The sequence below is a fragment of the Actinoplanes sp. 13 genome (assembly GCF_056134165.1).
Window position 1 is genome coordinate 36,768 of sequence record NZ_JBVYOQ010000026.1, and the last position, 18,258, is coordinate 55,025.

The window sequence follows — 18,258 nt, forward strand, 5'->3', positions numbered from 1 at the left end:
CACCCGGGCCGATCAGGGCGGTCAGCGGGTGGGTTGCGTGCGGCGGGTGGCTGTCCGGTGGACGACCAGCAGGGCGACCGCGAAGGCCAGGACGGCGCGACCGGCCGGCTGGGCGAGGAAGCCGAAGCCGAACACCGTGGAGTTGTCGACCACGCGGGGCAGCGCGAACTCCGCGACGGTGGTGGAGCGGGGCAGCCGGTCGGCGAGGAGCAGGACCGCGGCTGCGGTGGAGACGCCGGCCGCTGTCCGGCGGTCGATCCGCCCTGTCAGGGATCGGGCCCGACCGGGAAGGAGGCTCCGGCCACGGCCGGCCCGCAAGCGCGCGGTGGCAGGCCCGAACATGGCGATGGGGTGCAGGAAGGCGGCGGGGCGCGCGGGTGTGGCCACCCGTTGCGGGTGGGCAGAGGTGCCGGTGCGCAGGAGGGCTGCGGTCAGGAAGGCCGTGCAGAGCAGCAGCGGACCGGTCAGGGTGGCGGCGCCGGCCAGGAGGATGTCGGAGGCGTGGAAGGCGGGGCCGGTGCCGTGCAGGGCGCTGAAGGTGGCACGGCCGTCGGGGAAATGGGGGCCGAAACCGCCGGTGCCCCCGGGAAGCATGGCGAGCGGGAACCAGGCGGGAGCCGAGGCTGCGGAGATGCCGAGGGTGTGTGCGGCGTGCAGGCAGCCGGTGATCGCCGCGGACTCCACGGCGAACAGGCCGCCGGCGATGCCGGTGACGATCGCTGTGCGCCGGCGGCCGGAAGCCCGGAGCCGGTGGACCGTCCATGCGGTGAACGCGGTCAGGGCGGTCCAGGTGAGCACCGCGGGCGTGACGTCCTGCCAGCCCATGAACGGCATGACGGCTGATTCGTTGCCGGCGAGCAGGAAGGCGTACGCGCAAAGACCGAAGAGCAGGGTGGCGCGGACCGGGCGCCGGGGCGCCCAGCGTGCACCCGCCAGCGTCATGACCAGGATCGCGGTCGCCAACAGCGCGCACACGAGCGTGGCTTCGCCGGACCAGGGCAGGAGGGTCTCGACGCTGTGCAGGGCGGCGCGCACGCCGTTGAAGAGGGCCGCGCAGATCAGCACCACCAGCGCGGCGGCGGTTGTGGTGGCGGCGCGGGCGGAGAGGGTGACGCCGGGTGGATCGGCGACGGCGAGGCTGCCGGCGAAGGTGAGCATCCGCCAGGGGCGGCCGCGCAGGCAGGCGAGCTCGGCGGCCCACTCGGCGCGCATGACGGCGGCCAGGTCGGCCGGCCAGCGGTGTGCGGCCACGGTGAGCAGGAGCTGAGCGATGTGCTCGGCGATCCTCGGAGCAGCCATATCGCAACTCTACATAGCCCCGGCAAGATCGTCACGACCCGCCAGGTGGCAGCCGGATAACGATCACCACCCGCCGAGTGGCGGCCCCGTAACGGTCACCGCCCGCCGGGCGGCGGCCCCGTAACGGTCACCGCCCGCCGAGTGGCGGTCCCAAGCGTGTGAACTTCGGGTGCGTATCGAACCCGAAGTTCACACGCGGGGTGAACGGCGCGGGAGGGGCGCGCGGGAAGTGGCAGGGAGGGTCAGGGGGCTCGGGGGAGCAGGACGGTGAGGATCAGGCCGCCCTCGTCGCGGGCGTCGGCTCGGACGTCGCCGCCGTGGGCCCGGGCCACCGCCCGGACGATGGACAGGCCCAGCCCGGCGCCGGGGGAGTGGAGACGCTCGGCGCCGTGGCGGTGGAACGGCTCGAACAGGCCGGGTACGTCGTAGCGGGGGATCATCGGCCCGGAGTTGGCGACCTGCAGCTCGACCCAGCCGTCGGGGCGGGTCCGGGTGGTGACGGTGACCCAGCCGTCGGCCGGGAGGTTGTGCCGCACCCCGTTCTCCACCAGGTTCTGGACGAGCCGTTCCAGCAGGACCGGGTCGCCGAGCACAGCCGCCTCGCCCGGCTCGGCGGTGACCTTGACGGTGCCGGAGGAGAGGGCCACGTGGTCGACGATGTCGGCGAGGTCGACGTAAGCCCGCTCGGTCACCTCCCGCTCCGACCGGGCCAGCAGCAGCAACCCGTCGATCAGCCGGCCGTGCCGGTCGTTGATCGCCAGCAGCGTGGCGCCGAGCTGTCGTACGTCCGGGGAGGCCGTCTCCGGGGTGAGCGCGACCTCCAGCAGCGTCCGGTTCAGGGTGAGCGGGGTGCGCAGCTCGTGCGACGCGCTGGCGATGAACCGCCGCTGCCCGTCGAACGACTGGTCGAGGCGGGCCAGCATCAGGTCGAACGTGTCGGCCAGCTGTTTGATCTCGTCGTTCGGCCCGTCCAGCGCGATCCGCTCGTGCAGGCCGCGGTCGGCGGCCGGCGACTCGGCGATCCGGCGGGCGGCCGCGGTGATCTGGTGCAGCGGGTGCAGCAGCCGCCCGGCGATCAGCCAGCCCAGCGCGATCGTGGCGGCGCTGACCACGAGCAGCGCCACCGCACCCTGGGTGATCAGCGAGCGCAGGGTGTCGGCCTGGGTGCCCTCGACGATCTGCTTGACGTACCTCTCGCCGTTGGGCGGCGGCGGGATGAGCTGCCCCTCGTCGGAGATCGTGGTGCGCATGGCGAAGTTCGACGCCTCGTGACCGACCAGGATGTAGATGGCGCCGAGCAGCACGAGCCCGGCGGCGACGAACAGCCCGCCGTAGAAGAGGGTCAACCGGGTGCGCACGGTGAGCTTCATCGGATCCGGTACCCCACTCCCGGCTCGGTCAGCACCACCGGTGGATCGCCCAGCTTGCGGCGCAGCTTGAGGATCGTCATCCGGACCGCGTGGGTGAACGGGTCGGCGTTCTCGTCCCACGCCTTCTCCAGCAGCGTCTCGGCTGACACCGCGGTGCCGTCGGCACGCAGCAGCTCGGCCAGCACCGCGAACTCCTTGCGGGACAGCGGCACGTAACGACCGTCGCGGTGCACCTCCCGCCGGTACGGGTCGAGGCTGATCCCGGCCCGGCGCAACACCGGTGGCGCGGCCGGGCGGGCGCGCCGGCCCAGCGCCGCGACCCGGGCGGACAGCTCCCGGAAGGCGAACGGTTTGGGCAGGTAGTCGTCGGCGCCGAGGGCCAGCCCGGCGACCCGGTCGTCGACGCCGGCGGCCGCGGTCAGCATCAGCACCCTGATGTCCGCCTTGCGGTCGGCCAGCACCTGGCACACCTTGTCGCCGTGCACCACCGGGACGTCACGGTCGAGGACGACCACGTCGTATTCGTTGACATCGATGCGCTCAAGGGCGGAGCCGCCGTCGTAGACGACGTCCACCGCGTGCGCCTCGTGCCGCAACCCCTGCGCCACCGCGTCGGCGAGCAGCGGCTCGTCCTCCACCACCAGGATCCGCATCCCTACATACTGGCCCGCGGGCGTGTCACTTCGCCGTCATCGTTTTTCGTGACGCCGGGGAAACCCGGGCGGCGCTTCACTGCCTCCCATGGACAAGACGAGATTGAGAACCACCCTCGCCCTAGGCCTGCTGCTCACCGCGGCGGTGGCCGGCTGCGGCGAGCCCACCGGAACTCCGGGTGTCGCGACCGCCGTCAGCGGCACGCCCACGACCGCGGCCTCCGCCTCGGCGCCGCCCCTCGACGACGCGGACCGGCTGATCAAGTATTCGCAGTGCATGCGGGACAACGGCATGACCTGGTTCCCGGACCCGGTGGACGGCGGGCTCACCGTCCGCGTCCCGTCCACGGTGGATCAGAAGAAGATGCAGGCCGCCGAGCAGGCCTGCCGCGAGTACGGGCCGGACGGCGGGGAGCGTGAGCAGCTCAGTCCCGAGGATCTCGAGAAGGCCCGGCAGATGTCGCAGTGCATGCGGGACAACGGCGTGCCCGGCTTCCCGGACCCGGAGCCGGACGGCCGGATCCACATCGACGGTGGGGCGCTCGGCACCGGCCCGGGAAACCCCACCTTCGACAAGGCGGAGCAGCTCTGCATGAAGCACCGGCCGGGTGGCGGCGGCCCGCGGCGCGTCGAAGGGCCGGGCACCGCGGGTGGTGGGGCGTGAGGCGGCGGACGACCGTTGCGGTGGCCGCGGTGCTCACCGCAGGCGCGGCCGCCACCGCAGCGTTCGTGGCGGGGATGCCCGAGACCGAGAGCGGCACAGGGACGGCCGGGACGACGGTGGCCGCCACCGCGGACGTGACGAGGGAGACGCTCGTCGACGAGGAGGAACACGACGGATCGCTCGGGTACGGCGACAGCACCCCGGTCGTCACGCGCCTGGCCGGCACGGTGACCCGGCTGCCGGCCACGGGCGCGACCCTGACCCGCGGGCAGGCCCTCTACCGGGTGGACAACCGGCCGGTCCTACTGCTCTACGGGACGCTTCCGGCGTACCGAAACCTGGCTCCGGGGGTGGAGGGCACCGACGTCAAGCAGTTCGAGAAAAACTTGTGGGCGCTGGGCTACCGGGGTTTCACCGTCGACGACGAGTACACCTCGGCGACCGCCGACGCCGTCGAGCAGTGGCAGGACGACCGGGGCCTGACCGAGACCGGCACGATCGAGCTGGGCCGGGTCGTCTACCAGCCCCGGGCGGTACGCGTCGCGGTGCTGACCGCCACGGCCGGCGCGGCCGTGCAACCGGGCAGCGAGATCCTCCAGGTCACCGGCACCGGCCGGGTGGCCACCGTCGGCCTCGAGATCAGCGACCAGCGCCTGGCCCGCAAGGGCGCGGCGGTCACCGTGACCCTGCCCGACGGAGCGAAGACCGCCGGCCGGATCAGCGATGTCGAGACCTCGGTGGAGCAGGCCGAGAACCCGGGCGAGGAGGACCGGACCGTGCTGAGCGTGACCATCGCGTTCGCCAAGACTCCGGCCGGGCTGAACGACGCCGCGGTGACGGTCGCGTTCGCCGCCGGCCGGCGGGAGAACGTGCTCACCGTGCCGGTGCGCGCCCTGCTCGCGCTGGCCGAGGGCGGGTACGGCGTCCAGACCGCCGACGGCCGCATCCTCGCCGTCGAGACCGGCCTGTTCGCCGCCGGGCGGGTCGAGGTGTCCGGCGGCGGACTCACCGAGGGCATGAAGGTCGGGGTGCCGCAATGAGCCCGGTGATCGAACTGGCCGGGGTCACCAAGTCCTATCCCGGCGGGGTCACCGCGCTGCGTGACGTCGACCTGACCGTGCAGCCGGGCGAACTGATCGCCATCGTGGGGCCGTCCGGCTCCGGCAAGTCCACCATGCTGCACCTGATCGGCACGCTCGACCGGCCGTCGGCGGGGACGGTGCGCATCGACGGTCACGACGTGGCGGCGTTGTCGGATCGGCAGCTGTCCGCGTTGCGGGCGCGGCGGATCGGCTTCGTGTTCCAGCAGTTCCATCTGGCGCCGGGGCGGGACGCGGTCACCAACGTGGCGGACGGGCTGCTCTACTCGGGCGTACCGAAGAAGGAGCGGGAACAGCGGGCCCGCGTCGCGCTGGCCCGGGTCGGCCTGGGCGACCGGTTCGGGCACCGCCCGCACCAGCTTTCCGGCGGTGAACGGCAACGGGTCGCGGTGGCCCGGGCGGTGGCGGGCGATCCGGCGGTGCTGCTCGCCGACGAGCCCACCGGCAACCTCGACTCGGTCGCCGGGGCCGGGGTGGTGGACCTGCTGCGCGAGCTGAACGAGGCCGGCACCACCGTCCTGGTGATCACCCACGATCACGAGATCGCCGGCAGCCTGCCCCGGCAGGTGCCGATGCTCGACGGGAAGGTGATCGAGGCATGTCCGATCTGAGACCTGCCCGGCTGCGCTCCTCCGACCTTCTGCGTCTCGGTGGCGCGGGACTGCAGGCCCGGCCGTTGCGCGCGGTGCTCTCCGCGCTCGGCATCGCCATCGGCATCGCCGCGATGGTCGCCGTGGTGGGCATCTCCACGTCGAGCCGGGCCGACCTGGACCGCGCGCTGGCGGCGCTCGGCACCAACATGCTCACCGTCGCGCCGGGCAACACCATGTTCGGGGAGGAGGCGGTGCTGCCCGACGACGCGCTGTCGATGATCCGCCGGATCGGGCCGGTGACCTCGGCGACCGCGACCGGCGAGGTGTCCGGCGCCTCGGTCTACCGCACCGACCGGATCCCGGAGCAGGAGACCGGCGGGCTGTCCCTGCTCGCCGCCCAGCTCGACCTGCCCTCGACGGTGGGCGCCGACCTGGCGCGGGGCTCGTGGCTGAACGCGGCCACCGCCCGTTACCCGGTGGTGGTGCTCGGCTCGCTGGCGGCGCAACGGCTCGGCGAGGTGCCGTCCGTCTACATCGGTGGGCGATGGTTCTCGGTCGCCGGCGTGCTGGCAAAGGTGCCGCTCGCCCCGGAACTGGACAACGCGGTCATCGTCGGCTGGGACGCCGCGGAGAAGTACCTGAGCTTCGACGGGCACGCCACCACCGTCTACACCCGGTCGGAGGAGTCGCAGGTCGAGGCGGTGCGGTCGGTGCTCGCGCCGACCGCGAACCCGGAGAGCCCGGACCAGGTGCAGATCTCCAAGCCGTCCGACGCGCTCGCCGCGCAGCGGGCCGCCGACCGGGCCTTCACCGGGCTGCTGCTCGGCCTCGGCGCGGTGGCACTGCTGGTCGGCGGCATCGGTGTCGCCAACACCATGGTCATCTCGGTGCTGGAACGGCGCGCAGAGATCGGTCTGCGCCGCTCGCTGGGTGCGACCCGCGGTCAGATCCGCAATCAGTTCGTCGCCGAGTCACTGCTGCTGTCGCTGTTCGGGGGTGCCGGCGGAGTGCTCGGGGGCGCCGCGGTCACCCTGTTCTATGCGACCACCCAGCAGTGGCCCACCGTCGTGCCGTTGTGGGCGATCGCCGGCGGCCTCGGCGCGACGCTGCTGATCGGCGCCGTCGCCGGCCTCTATCCGGCGATCCGGGCCGCGCGGCTGGCGCCGACCGAGGCGTTGGGTGCGGCCTGAGAGCAACCTTTTCTGGTACGACCTGACCACGGTCCCGTGGCATCCACGCGACCCGCCTGCGACCTTGCGGCCGCAGCGCGACCGTCGGGGGATGACCACGACGTTCAGCCCGGCGGTCGCGCCGTGGCCTCGCGTGGCACTTCGCTCGCGTGGATGCCACGGGACCTTACGTAGGCGTACTGAAAAAGGGTTCTATTCGGTGGAACCGACCGGCCGGGTCAGCGAGACCGCCGCGCCCATGCAGAGACCCGGCTCCTTGCCGAGCTTCTCGGCGATCTGCAGGCAGCGCGCCACCTGGTCGACGCTCGCGTCGGTCCGGGTGATCTCCGCCCGGGTCTTCGCGTTCGCCTTGTCGATCTCCAGGTTGCGCGCCTCAAGAATCTTCTGGCCGTAGGCGGCGATCGCCTGCGTGGTCGGCTCGTCGTAGCGCGGCGACTCGAACGCCACCGACTTGACCACGATCTCGTCGCCCAGCTCGGTGTTCAGAGCCGTGACCAGCGTCTCCTTGTAGGTCTTGTTGAGGTCGGGCGCGGGCGCGTCACCGCTGGTCACGTCGACCGAGCCGAGCGGGTCGAAGTCGGCGAAGATCGACGTCATGGCACCGTTGATCTGCGGGTTCACCCGCCGCTCGACGAACACCTCGAACCGGCTCCGGTCACCCACCTCGCGGTACGCCGCCCAGTTCTCCGGCGCCTTCTCGGCCTTCGCCGACCACTCGATCTGCACCGGGATGCACGCCCGGCGCTGCGCCGCGATGGTCACCCACACGCACTGATCGCCCAGGTGAGAATAGGTCTGACCGGAAGCGTCCCACTCGTCGATGCCCTGCCACGGCAGTGTCCACTGCAGACCGGCGCCGGTGGTCCGGCCGGTCGGCTTGTTCCAGCTGGTCACGATGCCCACGTTGCGGGTCGGCACGACGGTGATGCTGGCCGCCACGATGCAGGCGATCGCGAGGACCGTCGCGCCACCGAAAGTCAGAAAAGCCTGACGGCGGGACTTGTCCGCCTTGAGGCCGACGGCTGCCAGAAGGGCGATGACCGCGACGGCGGCGAGAATGATGCCGAGGACGAACAACGAAATCGCAACTCCTGCTCGGGAAACGGGCCGCACCGACAACCGCGGCTGTGTCTCCGAGGTTAAGCCAGTAGATCAAACCAACCTGACCCGACCAGCGGGTTCCCGTGTTCCCCGGCTCACCGCGGGGATCGCGTGGGACCATCGGTCGGGTCGCGTCCCGCTGTTTCGGAGGCAGGTATGCGCTCGGTTCTCGTCATCGCCGCGATCGGCACCCTGCTGGCGCCCACCCCGGCGCACGCGGCCGTCAAGTTCGACCGCGCCACCATGACCGGTTTCGTCGACCGGGCCGACGTGCAGAAGGCGTTCGGCTGGAACGACGCCGTCTTCGAGGCCAACGCCGCCGAGGTGACGTTCCGGCTCGCCCACACGACCATCGACGAATACCGGGTGGTCTGCCGCCGCGACGGCGCCGACCGCACGTTCACCATGACGCACGACCGGATCTTCGGGCACACCGATCTCGGGGCGGCCGTCGCCGGCGAACGCCGAGGGTACGGCCGGGAGATCACCGGGTTCCGGATCACCGGGCCGGTCGCCGGGATCTCGGGTATCACGATGATGCCGCCGCCGGGTGGGCCGTGCCCGCAGGAGAACGCACCGGAGGACGAGACGATCGTCAGCGCGACGTTGCTGTCGGCGACAGACCGGGAGGCCCTCACCGGCAACCACCGGGACGTGTCCCGGGAGTTGCAGGTGACGCGGAAGCCGGCCGCTGACCCGGCTCCGGACCTCGCGCCGGACGCCTGATCGTCAGCCCGGTTTGCGAGCCACCCCGCCGAGCACGGTGTAATAGGTGTCCTTCTGCTGGGCCGGCGCCTCGGTGCCGGGCCGCCACTCGGCGAGCGGAACCAGGCCGGGCTCGACCAGCTCGAAGTCGCCGAAGAAGCCTTCGATCTCGGCGCGGCTGCGCCACCGGCCGGTGCCGAGCGTCTCGTTGAACACGCGCTCCGCGTCCTTGACCTTGGCCGAGATCGCCGGGTGCTCGTCGCCCGGATCCCAGAAATGGATGATCGCCAGGTGGCTGCCCGGCGGCAGGGCGTCACGCAGCACGGCGGCGATCTGTTCGGGATGCTCGTCGTCGTGCACATGGTGCAGGATCGAGAAGAGCAGCAGCCCGATCGGCCGGTTGAAGTCGAGGTGGGCCCGGGTCATGGGGTGGTCGAGAAGCCGTTGCGGCTCGCGGACGTCGGACTCGATCAGCCGGGTCGTGCCGTCACCGGCGATCAGCGCCTGCCCGTGCACGAAGACCATCGGATCGTTGTCGACATAGACGACGCGGGCGGTGGGGTCGACCCCATGGGCGACCTGATGCACGTTGGTCTCGGTGGGCAGGCCTGAGCCGACGTCGAGGAACTGCCGGACGCCGGCCTCGACCGCCAGGAAACGCACCACCCGGCGCAGGAAGGCGCGGCACGCCCGGCCGGCCTCCAGAGCATCCGGCATGATCTGCAGGGCGCGCTCGGCCGCCATCCGATCGACGGCGAAATGATCCTTGCCGCCGACCATGAAGTCGTAGACGCGGGCGATGCTGGGCTTCGAGATGTCGACGCCCGGAGGAACCGACTCGTCAGCGGTCATGGCACCCACCACCCTTCGCTGCGGAACGCCGTCACCGCCCTGAGGCTATCGAAGTATGTCGTTGAAAGCGGCCCCGTACCGTCTTGCTGCATCCGACCGCACGAACGACCGAGGGGCCACGATGACCGTCACCGCCGACGACCTGGACTCCGCGCTCGCCGCGCTGAGCGACGCACTGGAGCCGATCACTGACCGGGACTGGTCCACCCGTGCCGGCGCGCTGGAGTGGGACTGCTGGCACACCGCCGAGCACATCGGCGACTGTCTGCTGTCCTACGCCGCTCAGCTCGTCGCCCGACCGACCACCCGCTACGTCCGCTTCATGGCCGACGCGGACCCCGATGCCACCCCCGTCGAGGTGGTGGAGTTCGCTGTCGCCGGTGGCGGCATCCTCGCCGCGACGGTGCGCGCCGCACCGTCGGACGTTCGCGCCTATCACCCCAGCGGGATCGCGGACCCGGAAGGTTTTGCCGCCATGGGGTGCGTCGAGACGCTCGTACACAGCCACGACATCGCCGAGGGACTCGGTGTGGATCTCAACGCACCGCGCGACGTCTGCGCCCGTGTGCTCGCTCGGCTGTTCCCGGACACGCCGGCCACGCTCGCCGCCCTCGACCCGTGGACCGTGCTGCGGTGGGCCACCGGTCGCCTCGACCTGCCCGGACACCCGCGCCCGCAGAAGTGGAGGTGGCACGGCGCCCCGCCCGCGGACAACGACTGAGTCGGCCGGCGTCTTCGGAGCGGCTCGGAAGCCCGCGATGTGATCCGGTTGGCACGGAACCACGCCGGCGTGGTGCGCTCCACGCCTTCCGGCTGGAGATCGGGGGAGGGGACTGGGAAGGGGGCGCGCCCGGCAGGATTCGAACCTGCGACCGACGGATTAGAAGTCCGTTGCTCTATCCGCTGAGCTACGAGCGCTGGCCAGCACATACTAGGCGGTCATGCCGGTTCTGTCGTCCGCCTCGTCGACTGCGGCGTTCTCCACCGCGGCTTCGGCGGCCTCCAGGGCGGTCGTGACGCCCGCCTGATCCTCCGGCGCCGGCGGCACCTCGATCTCGGGCGTGCCCGGCGTCGGCAGGTACGCGTCGACCCAGCGGCCCAGCTCACGGAACACCTCCGTGCGTACCTCCTTGCCGGAGAGGGTGAGGTCGTGCATGCCGCCGTTGAACCGGGCGATGGTGACCCGCGGCCCGAGGCCCGGCGCCCAGCGCGTGATGTGTTCCACGTCGAGGACGGAGTCGGAGACCCGGATGTCGTCGTGCCATTGGCGGCCGCGGTAGGTGCGGTCCGAGCAGGCGACCAGCACCGGCACGTCGATGTCGAGACCGGCGCGCAGCCGGCGCTGGCCGCGCCGGATCGCCTCGAGCCAGCCCATTCGCACCGGGAAGCCGAGGATCGGCTTCCAGGACAGGTCGTAGTTCCATTCCCCGTGGTGGTCGCTGTGCAGGCTCTGCCCGTACAGACCGGCCGAGGCGACGGGCATCTTGCGGTACGGGGAGCGGCCCCCCACGGCCAGGATGGTGGCCAGCAGCGGCCGGCGGACCAGCCAGGGATAGTTGAAGTCGAAGAACGGACTGTTCAGAAACAGTCCGTCGATGATGCCCCGGCGGCGGCGGGTGTGCGCCCACAGCGAGGTGATCAGGCCGCCGGTGGAGTGGCCGGTGACCAGCAGCTGGTCGTGGCCGTCGTCCTGGCGGATGATCCGGGCGGCCTCGTCCAGTTCGGGGAAGTAGTCGGTGAGGCTGCGCGCGAAGTTGGGCGTCTGGTGCGGCAGCAGACTGCGGCCGTACTTGCGCAGGTCGAGCGCGTAGAAGTCCCAGCCGCGTTCGACGAAGAAGTCGGCCATGTGGGTCTGGAAGAAGTAGTCCACGAAGCCGTGGACGTGCAGCACGGCCCGCCGCGTCGGCGTCTCGGCCCGGCGGCGCACCAGCGTGGCCACAACGGGACCCTCGTCGTCGGTGCCCAGATCGATGTTGTGCCGCTCGTACGGCCACCCCAGGACGTCGGTCTCCACAGCCCCAGGTTACCCATGAGTACGGTCCGCCGCGCCATATCAGATCGCCGTGTCGAGCGGGGCCGTCATCCACAACCGCGGCCTGTCCACAGGCCGCGTCCGCAAGATCCCCCGGCGGTTCGCGGACCGGCCAAGCTCTGCCTCGACCGATGCACCGACGTCCGAGGGAGAAACACCGTGTTCGACACTCACATCGCTCTGGTCGGCAATGTTCTGACCCCGCCCGAGTGGCGGCGCACCACCACCTCCAACGCGCTGGTCGCCAACTTCCGGGTGGCTTCCACGTCCCGCCGCTTCGACCGGGAGACCGGCCACTGGGTGGACGGCAACACGCTGCGCGTCCGGGTCACCGCGTGGCGCAGGCTCGCCGAGGGGGTGGCCTCCTCCGTCATGGTCGGGGACCCGGTGATCGTTTACGGCCGCCTCTACACCCGTGACTGGGTCGACGAGGACAAGAAGACGCGTGTCTCGTACGAGATGGAGGCCTTTTCCATCGGGCACGACCTGAGCCGGGGCCGTGACCGGTTCTACCGCAACAAGCCGAACCCGACCAGCGCGATCGAGGCGCCGGACGACGACACGATCTCGCGGGGCGAGCCGTCGGTGCCGGTCAGCGAGGCCGAAGTGCCGATCGGGTACGGCGACGGCCTGCCCGAACGGCTCCCCGGTGAGTCCGCGCCCACCTTCCTCGAAGTGGTGGCCGGCATCGAGCAGGAGACCGACGAGCCGGCCCCGGAGGAGGAGCCGGTGCCCGCACCGCCGAACGACGGTCGCCGGTCGCGGCGGGGTGGGCGGCGCGAACCCGTACCCGCGTAGGCATTCCCGGGTCGCCGCCGCCGGTGGACGTTGATCTTCCTGCAGATCCGCGGCCGGTGGTGGCGCCCGGCGGCCCGGCCCGGGAGGGGTCGCCCGGCCGGGCCGCCGGTGCCTTCCTGACGACGCGCGGGGTCCTTCGATCGGGATGGGCCGATCGGTCAGCCGGGTCCTCAGGGGTCCTTCGATCGGGATGGGCCGATCAGTCCGGAGCAACGGACCGGCCGTCGGAGCGGCCCGGGTGGGGTGATCACCGCGCCACGCGGCAGACTGAGGCCGTGCTGTTGAAGGACATCCGCGCCATCGTGACCGAGACGGTGGTGCTCTCACCGGGGGATCAGGCGGCCGAAGAGGCCAACACGCACTGGTTCGGCGCGCCGCCGCACGAGCGGATGGGGTTGTCAGCCGACGAGGTGGTAACCGTGTTCGAGGAGACCGCGACAACGTTGCGGAGCCAGGTGGCTGATTCCGGTCACCAGGGCACCGTGACTTTCTACGTCTGGCACGACGCGGTGGCGGGCCAGCTGCGATGCTCGGCCGGCACCTGCAAGCCGGGCGACCTGCCGTTCACCGAGGAGTTCCGGGTGACGAACGATCTGCGGAGCATCGTCCTCGAGTTCCTCGAGGACCGGGCGCCCGGCTCGATCGCCTGGGGCGAGTTGGAGCCGGTGCCGTACCCGGAAGACGCCGACAGTCCTTCGGGCCTGGCGGTGTGGGCGTTCGACCTGACGCCCTCCGGCCGCTGACGAGGGGAGTGCAGTGCCACGACGGTGGACCGCGGACGCGGCCGGCCTGATCGCCGGATACCTCCTGGACGCGGTGGCCGGCGATCCGCGGAGATTTCATCCGGTGGCCGGGTTCGGGACTGCCGCGGCGGCCCTGGAACGCCGGATCCACCGGCCCACCCGGCCGGCCGGCGCCGTCTTCACCATGGTGGCCGTGGGCGTTCCGGTCCTGGCCGGGCTGGCGGCCTCCCGGGCGACTCGTGACCTGCCGGTGGTGCGGTTCGCGGTCACGACCGCCGCCACCTGGACGGTGCTCGGCGGTCGTACGCTCCGTAAGGAATCCCGGATCATGGCTCGTCACCTGGAGAGCCGGGACCTCGACGCGGCGCGGGGCCGGCTGAGCCACCTGTGCGGCCGTGACCCGTCCACCCTGGACGAGCCGGAACTGGCCCGGGCGACGGTCGAGTCGGTCGCGGAGAACACCTCGGACGCGGTCGTGGCGCCGCTGTTCTGGGGCGCGCTGCTGGGACCGGCCGGACTGCTCGGATATCGGGCGGCGAACACGCTCGACGCGATGGTCGGGCACCGGTCGCCGCGGTACGCCCGGTTCGGCACCGCGTCGGCGCGGCTCGACGACGTGCTGAACCTGGTGCCGTCCCGGATGACCGGGCTGATCACCGCCGCGGTCGCCCCGGTGGCCGGTGGCCGGCCCCAGGAGGTGCTTCGGGTGTGGCGACGCGACCGGAACGATCACCCGTCGCCGAACGCGGGACAGTGCGAGTCGGCCATGGCGGGGGCGCTGGGCGTGCGGCTCGGCGGGCGCAACGTCTATTTCGGACGCAGTGAGACCCGGCCGTTCCTGGGCGACGGGCCGAAACCGTCGGCGAAGCATCTGCGCCGGGCGGCACGCGTGTCGGGCGCCGTGGGAGTGGTGGCGCTCGGTCTGGCCGCGGCGGTGGCGACGGCGCGCGCCGCCGTCCTCGGGAAAGCCCGCCGATGACCGGCGGTCTCCTGATCGCCGGCACCACCTCGGACGCCGGCAAGAGCATCCTGACCGCCGGCATCTGCCGCTGGCTGCACCGCAACGGCGTCCGGGTGGCCCCGTTCAAGGCGCAGAACATGTCCAACAACTCGGTGGTCGTGGTGACCGCCGACGGCCGGGGCGGCGAGATCGGCCGGGCGCAGGCCATGCAGGCCGCCGCCGCCGGCATCGCCCCGGACATCCGGTTCAACCCGGTGCTCCTGAAACCCGGCAGCGACCGTTCCAGCCAGGTGGTCCTTCTCGGCGAGGCCGTCGACACCGTCACCGCCGGCAACTACCGCTCCCTGAGGCCGCGCCTCGCCGAAGCCGCCTTCGCCGCCTTCGCCGGCCTGCGCGACGAGTACGACGTCCTCGTCTGCGAGGGCGCCGGCAGCCCCACCGAGATCAACCTCCGCTCCGGCGACTTCGTCAACATGGGCCTGGCCCGCCGCTTCGGCCTGCCCACCGTCGTCGTCGGCGACATCGACCGCGGCGGTGTCTTCGCCGCCTTCTTCGGCACCCTGGCGCTGCTGGCGCCGGAGGATCAGGAGCTGGTGGCCGGCTTCGTGATCAACAAATTCCGGGGTGACCTGAGCATCCTGCGTCCCGGGCTCGACATGATCACCGCGGCGACCGGCCGGCCGGTGCACGGCGTGCTGCCGTTCCACCTCGACGTCTGGCTCGACGCCGAGGATTCCCTGGCGTACGGCCGGACCCTCGGCCGTCCGGGCGCGCCGCACGGCACCGAGTGGCTGCGCGTCGCGGTGATCCGCCTGCCCCGGATCTCCAACGCCACCGACGCCGAGGCCCTCGCCGCCGAGCCGGGCGTGCAGGTGCGGATCACCGTCGAGCCGGCCGAGATCGCCGACGCCGATCTGGTGGTGCTGCCCGGTTCCAAGGCCACCGTGACCGATCTCGCCTGGCTGCGGGAGACCGGCCTGGCCGACGCCGTCCGCGCGCACGCCGCCGCCGGCAAGCCGCTGCTGGGCATCTGCGGCGGCTTCCAGATGCTCTCCGAGAGCATCGACGACGAGGTGGAGAGCGGTGCCGGCACGGTGCCCGGGCTCGGCCTGCTGCCGGTGACGATCCGCTTCGCGGCCCGCAAGACCCTGGCCCACTCCTCCGGGTCCGCTCTCGGTGCGCCGGTGCACGGTTACGAGATCCATCACGGGTACGCCGTGACGACCGCCCCCGATCCGCTGCTGCACCACGCCGACGGCCGGCCGGAGGGCGCCGTGGCCGGAAACGTCTACGGCACGCACTGGCACGGCGCCTTCGAGTCGGACGAGTTCCGCCGCCGGTTCCTGACCCGGGTCGCCGAGCAGGCCGGCCGGCGCGGTTTCGCGGTGGCTCCCGGCACCCGGTATGCGGCGGTCCGGGAACGGGCCTTGGACGTGCTCGGCGATCTGGTCGAGGAGCACCTCGACACGGATGCGCTGTGGCGGCTGATCGAGAAAGGTGTCACCCCCGGTCTGCCGTTCGTCCCGCCGGGCGCCCCGTAAGGGGCCGACCCTGACGACACGTTTGCGCTTCGGGCGTACGTTGGTCGCGGGCGCGGCGGCCGGGCACGAACGAGGCCGGGGTGCTGCTCAGACATTGCCGGACGGAGCCTTGACCGCCGCGTCAGCGGTGGGGAACGGGGTGGGATCGATGACGACCGACGAGGAGAACCGGCCGGTACGCCGCCGGGTCACCCTGACCGGGATCAGCTCGCGGGCCTGGGAGCACCCGGCCGACCGTGGCGCGCTGTCCGCCCTGCGTGAGCTGCGCGGCTTCGACGACGTGGTGAAGACGTTCTTCGGGATGTGGAACGAGCGGGGTTTCCGGCTCACCTTCCTGGCCGGATCCATCCGGGTGGATCACCGGCAGTACCCGCGGGTGTACCAGCGGTTCACCGAGGCGGCCAGCACGCTGGACATCGCCGAGCTGCCCGAGCTCTACGTGACGCAGAATCCGGTGATCAACGGCCAGGCGATCGGCCTGGACCGGCCGTTCATCGTGATCACCACGGCGGCCGTGGAGAAGCTGGACGACGACGAGCTGCGCGCCCTGCTCGGGCACGAGCTGGGGCACGTGCGCAGCGGCCACGCCGTCTACAAGACCATCATGATGATCCTGACCAGCTGGGCGGCGAACATCAGCTGGCTGCCGGTCGGCGCGCTGGCCCTGCGGGCGATCATGGGCGCGATGATGGAGTGGTGGCGCAAGGCCGAGCTCTCCGCCGACCGGGCCGGGCTGCTCGCCGGTCAGGACCCGGCCGCCTCGCTGCGGCTGCTGATGAAGCTGGCCGGCGGCGGCGACCTCTCCCAGATCGACACCGCCGCGTTCCTGGAGCAGGCCGTGGAATACGAGGGCGGGGGCGACCTGCGCGACAGCTTCCACAAGATCGGCCTGACCGCGTGGAGCACCCACCCGGTCCCGGTGGCCCGCGCCGCCGAGCTGCGCAAGTGGATCGACTCGGGGGAGTACGCGCGGATCGTGTCCGGTGACTATCCGCGCCGCGACTCGGACGGCGACGCGTCGGTCTCCGAGGACGTGAAGGCCGCCGCGAACGCGTACCGGGAGGACTTCGCGCACTCGCAGGACCCCCTGGTGGGGCTCGTGCGACGGCTCGGCGGCGGCGCCGCCGACCTCGCCGGGTCGGCCGCGGGCCGGGCGATGAACTGGGCGAGCGACGCGCGTCGCCGCAGCCGCGGAGAGAACGGCTCGGAGGGTACGCCGGACGCCTGATCGGCGGCAGTCGGCCGTTGCCGGGCCGAGGCTGTCACAACCGCGGCCTACGATCGGCGGCATGAGCTTGAGTGAATCCGATCTGCGCGCCACCATCGCGCGGGAGCTGCCCGGTGTCCGTGCCGACCTGGAACGGTTGGTGCGGATCCCGGGCGTCGCCTTCGAGGGCTTCGACCACACGCACGTCGAGCGGTCCGCCGAGGCGGTCGCCGAGCTGCTGCGCGGGTGCGGCCTGGCGACCGAGATCGTGCGGCACGGTGGCCAGCCGGCCGTGATCGGCCGCAAGGCAGCCCCGCCCGGAGCACCGACCGTGCTGCTCTATGCGCATCACGACGTGCAGCCGGCGGGCGACCCGGCGCTGTGGGCCAGTGACCCGTTCGAGCCGGTGGAGCGCGACGGCCGCCTCTACGGCAGGGGCGCCGCCGACGACAAGGCCGGTGTGATGGCGCACGTCGCCGCGCTGCGCGCGTTCGGCGACCAGCTGCCGGTCGGCGTGGTCGTCTTCGTCGAGGGCGAGGAGGAGTACGGATCGGATTCCCTCGACGCGATCATCAACGAGCACCTGGAGGAGCTGCGCTCCGACGTGATCGTGATCGCCGACTCCGGCAACTGGGACATCGGGCAGCCCGCGCTGACCACCTCGCTGCGCGGCCTGGTCAACATGTTCGTCGAGGTCCGGGTGCTGAAGAGCGCGGTGCACAGCGGCATGTTCGGCGGCCCGGTGCCGGACGCGCTGATCACCCTGGCCCGGCTGCTGAGCACCCTGCACGACGACGCGGGCGAGGTCGCCGTCGAGGGCCTGGCGGGCCGTGAGGGCGCCAGTGTCGACTACCCGGCGGACCGGTTCCGCCACGAGGCCGGGATCCTCGACGGCGTCGAGCTGATCGGCAAGGGCTCCATCACCGATCGGATCTGGACCAAGCCGTCGATCTCGGTGCTGGGCATCGACGCGCCGCGCACGCTGGAGGCGGCCAACGCGCTGCAGCCGTCCGCCCGGGCGAAGATCAGCGTCCGGCTGGCGCCGGGCGACGACCCCAAGTCGGCGTACGCAGCGGTTTGCGCCCACTTTGAGAAGAACGTGCCGTGGGGCGCCGAGCTGCTGCTCGAGCTGGAGAGCGACGGCGCGCCGTGTGTGATCGACGCGACCGGTCCGGTGTTCGACGCGGCCCGCGCCGCGTTCCGCTCCGCCTGGGACGGCACCGACCCGGTGGACATGGGCGTCGGTGGATCCATCCCGTTCATCGCCACCTTCCAGGAGCTGTTCCCCGCCGCGGCGATCCTGGTGACCGGCGTGGAGGACCCCTTCTCCGGCGCGCACGGGCCGAACGAGAGCCTGCACCTGGGCGAGTTCGAGCGCGTCTGCGTCGCCGAGGCCCTGCTGCTCAAGAACGTCGCGGAGACCTTGACGAAAAAGTAGGAACGAGGTGA

18 protein-coding genes and 1 tRNA gene are annotated in these 18,258 nt (G+C 71.9%); 12 read left to right on the plus strand and 7 right to left on the minus strand.

Annotated elements, in window-relative coordinates; translation table 11 throughout:
- Positions 1 to 21 precede the first annotated feature (21 nt).
- The 3 genes from AC0NH5_RS34000 to AC0NH5_RS34010 all read right to left on the minus strand — a co-directional run bounded on the left by AC0NH5_RS34000 (position 22) and on the right by AC0NH5_RS34010 (position 3,322).
- On the minus strand, positions 22 to 1,299 hold the full coding sequence (locus AC0NH5_RS34000) for a hypothetical protein (RefSeq protein ID WP_474411067.1): 1,278 nt from the start codon (positions 1,297 to 1,299) through the stop codon (positions 22 to 24).
- Between the two features lie 242 nt (positions 1,300 to 1,541).
- A complete protein-coding gene (locus AC0NH5_RS34005) occupies positions 1,542 to 2,669 on the minus strand; it encodes a sensor histidine kinase (RefSeq protein WP_474411069.1) in 1,128 nt (375 codons plus the stop codon).
- Positions 2,666 to 3,322 carry a response regulator transcription factor gene (locus AC0NH5_RS34010; protein ID WP_474411070.1) on the minus strand — a complete coding sequence of 219 codons (657 nt, stop codon included), beginning with the start codon at positions 3,320 to 3,322 and terminating at the stop codon, positions 2,666 to 2,668. Before AC0NH5_RS34010 ends, AC0NH5_RS34005 begins: the two co-directional genes overlap by 4 nt.
- Positions 3,323 to 3,410: 88 nt before the next feature.
- On the opposite strand from AC0NH5_RS34010, the gene AC0NH5_RS34015 reads away from it, so the two are divergent.
- From AC0NH5_RS34015 to AC0NH5_RS34030, 4 genes are read left to right on the plus strand one after another with little or no spacing between them, the layout of a single operon-like run.
- Positions 3,411 to 3,986 carry a hypothetical protein gene (locus AC0NH5_RS34015; protein WP_474411072.1) on the plus strand — a complete coding sequence of 192 codons (576 nt, stop codon included), beginning with the start codon at positions 3,411 to 3,413 and terminating at the stop codon, positions 3,984 to 3,986.
- The gene (locus tag AC0NH5_RS34020) at positions 3,983 to 5,026 is read left to right on the plus strand and encodes a peptidoglycan-binding protein (RefSeq protein ID WP_474411074.1); all 1,044 of its coding nucleotides are present in this window, start codon (positions 3,983 to 3,985) and stop codon (positions 5,024 to 5,026) included. The genes AC0NH5_RS34015 and AC0NH5_RS34020 overlap by 4 nt, the downstream gene beginning before the upstream one ends.
- A gap of 5 nt (positions 5,027 to 5,031) precedes the next feature.
- The gene (locus tag AC0NH5_RS34025) at positions 5,032 to 5,697 is read left to right on the plus strand and encodes an ABC transporter ATP-binding protein (RefSeq protein WP_474411164.1); all 666 of its coding nucleotides are present in this window, start codon (positions 5,032 to 5,034) and stop codon (positions 5,695 to 5,697) included.
- Positions 5,685 to 6,869 (plus strand): ABC transporter permease, encoded by a 1,185-nt coding sequence (locus AC0NH5_RS34030; protein WP_474411076.1) that lies wholly within the window; start codon positions 5,685 to 5,687, stop codon positions 6,867 to 6,869. Before AC0NH5_RS34025 ends, AC0NH5_RS34030 begins: the two co-directional genes overlap by 13 nt.
- A gap of 192 nt (positions 6,870 to 7,061) precedes the next feature.
- On the opposite strand, the gene AC0NH5_RS34035 is transcribed toward AC0NH5_RS34030, so the two are convergent.
- Positions 7,062 to 7,946, minus strand: coding sequence for an SPFH domain-containing protein (locus tag AC0NH5_RS34035; RefSeq protein ID WP_474411078.1), 885 nt, complete (start codon positions 7,944 to 7,946; stop codon positions 7,062 to 7,064).
- 180 nt (positions 7,947 to 8,126) lie between these two features.
- Between AC0NH5_RS34035 and AC0NH5_RS34040 the strand changes: the two genes are divergently transcribed.
- Positions 8,127 to 8,696 (plus strand): hypothetical protein, encoded by a 570-nt coding sequence (locus AC0NH5_RS34040; protein ID WP_474411080.1) that lies wholly within the window; start codon positions 8,127 to 8,129, stop codon positions 8,694 to 8,696.
- Positions 8,697 to 8,699: 3 nt separating this feature from the next.
- On the opposite strand, the gene AC0NH5_RS34045 is transcribed toward AC0NH5_RS34040, so the two are convergent.
- Positions 8,700 to 9,527, minus strand: coding sequence for an SAM-dependent methyltransferase (locus AC0NH5_RS34045; RefSeq protein WP_474411081.1), 828 nt, complete (start codon positions 9,525 to 9,527; stop codon positions 8,700 to 8,702).
- 121 nt (positions 9,528 to 9,648) lie between these two features.
- Here AC0NH5_RS34045 and AC0NH5_RS34050 point away from each other — a divergent pair, with 121 nt between their 5' ends.
- A complete protein-coding gene (locus tag AC0NH5_RS34050; protein WP_474411082.1) occupies positions 9,649 to 10,248 on the plus strand; it encodes a maleylpyruvate isomerase mycothiol-dependent enzyme family protein in 600 nt (199 codons plus the stop codon).
- Positions 10,249 to 10,372: 124 nt separating this feature from the next.
- Here AC0NH5_RS34050 and AC0NH5_RS34055 read toward each other — a convergent pair.
- Both AC0NH5_RS34055 and AC0NH5_RS34060 read right to left on the minus strand, forming a co-directional pair.
- A tRNA-Arg gene (locus tag AC0NH5_RS34055) sits at positions 10,373 to 10,445 on the minus strand.
- 13 nt (positions 10,446 to 10,458) lie between these two features.
- Positions 10,459 to 11,541: an alpha/beta hydrolase gene (locus AC0NH5_RS34060; protein WP_474411084.1), complete on the minus strand. Its 1,083-nt coding sequence runs from the start codon at positions 11,539 to 11,541 to the stop codon at positions 10,459 to 10,461.
- Between the two features lie 177 nt (positions 11,542 to 11,718).
- Between AC0NH5_RS34060 and AC0NH5_RS34065 the strand changes: the two genes are divergently transcribed.
- The 6 genes from AC0NH5_RS34065 (at position 11,719) to AC0NH5_RS34090 (ending at position 18,247) form a co-directional block, all read left to right on the plus strand.
- Positions 11,719 to 12,357, plus strand: a complete 639-nt coding sequence (locus tag AC0NH5_RS34065) for a single-stranded DNA-binding protein (protein WP_474411086.1) — start codon at positions 11,719 to 11,721, stop codon at positions 12,355 to 12,357.
- 275 nt (positions 12,358 to 12,632) lie between these two features.
- Positions 12,633 to 13,100 carry a hypothetical protein gene (locus tag AC0NH5_RS34070; RefSeq protein WP_474411087.1) on the plus strand — a complete coding sequence of 156 codons (468 nt, stop codon included), beginning with the start codon at positions 12,633 to 12,635 and terminating at the stop codon, positions 13,098 to 13,100.
- Positions 13,101 to 13,113: 13 nt separating this feature from the next.
- Positions 13,114 to 14,079 (plus strand): cobalamin biosynthesis protein, encoded by a 966-nt coding sequence (locus tag AC0NH5_RS34075; RefSeq protein WP_474411089.1) that lies wholly within the window; start codon positions 13,114 to 13,116, stop codon positions 14,077 to 14,079.
- Positions 14,076 to 15,602: a cobyric acid synthase gene (locus tag AC0NH5_RS34080; protein WP_474411091.1), complete on the plus strand. Its 1,527-nt coding sequence runs from the start codon at positions 14,076 to 14,078 to the stop codon at positions 15,600 to 15,602. The genes AC0NH5_RS34075 and AC0NH5_RS34080 overlap by 4 nt, the downstream gene beginning before the upstream one ends.
- 148 nt (positions 15,603 to 15,750) lie before the next feature.
- Positions 15,751 to 16,830, plus strand: a complete 1,080-nt coding sequence (locus AC0NH5_RS34085) for a M48 family metallopeptidase (RefSeq protein ID WP_474411093.1) — start codon at positions 15,751 to 15,753, stop codon at positions 16,828 to 16,830.
- Between the two features lie 67 nt (positions 16,831 to 16,897).
- Complete coding sequence (locus tag AC0NH5_RS34090) at positions 16,898 to 18,247, plus strand: M20/M25/M40 family metallo-hydrolase (protein ID WP_474411165.1); 1,350 nt, start codon at positions 16,898 to 16,900, stop codon at positions 18,245 to 18,247.
- Positions 18,248 to 18,258 lie beyond the last annotated feature (11 nt).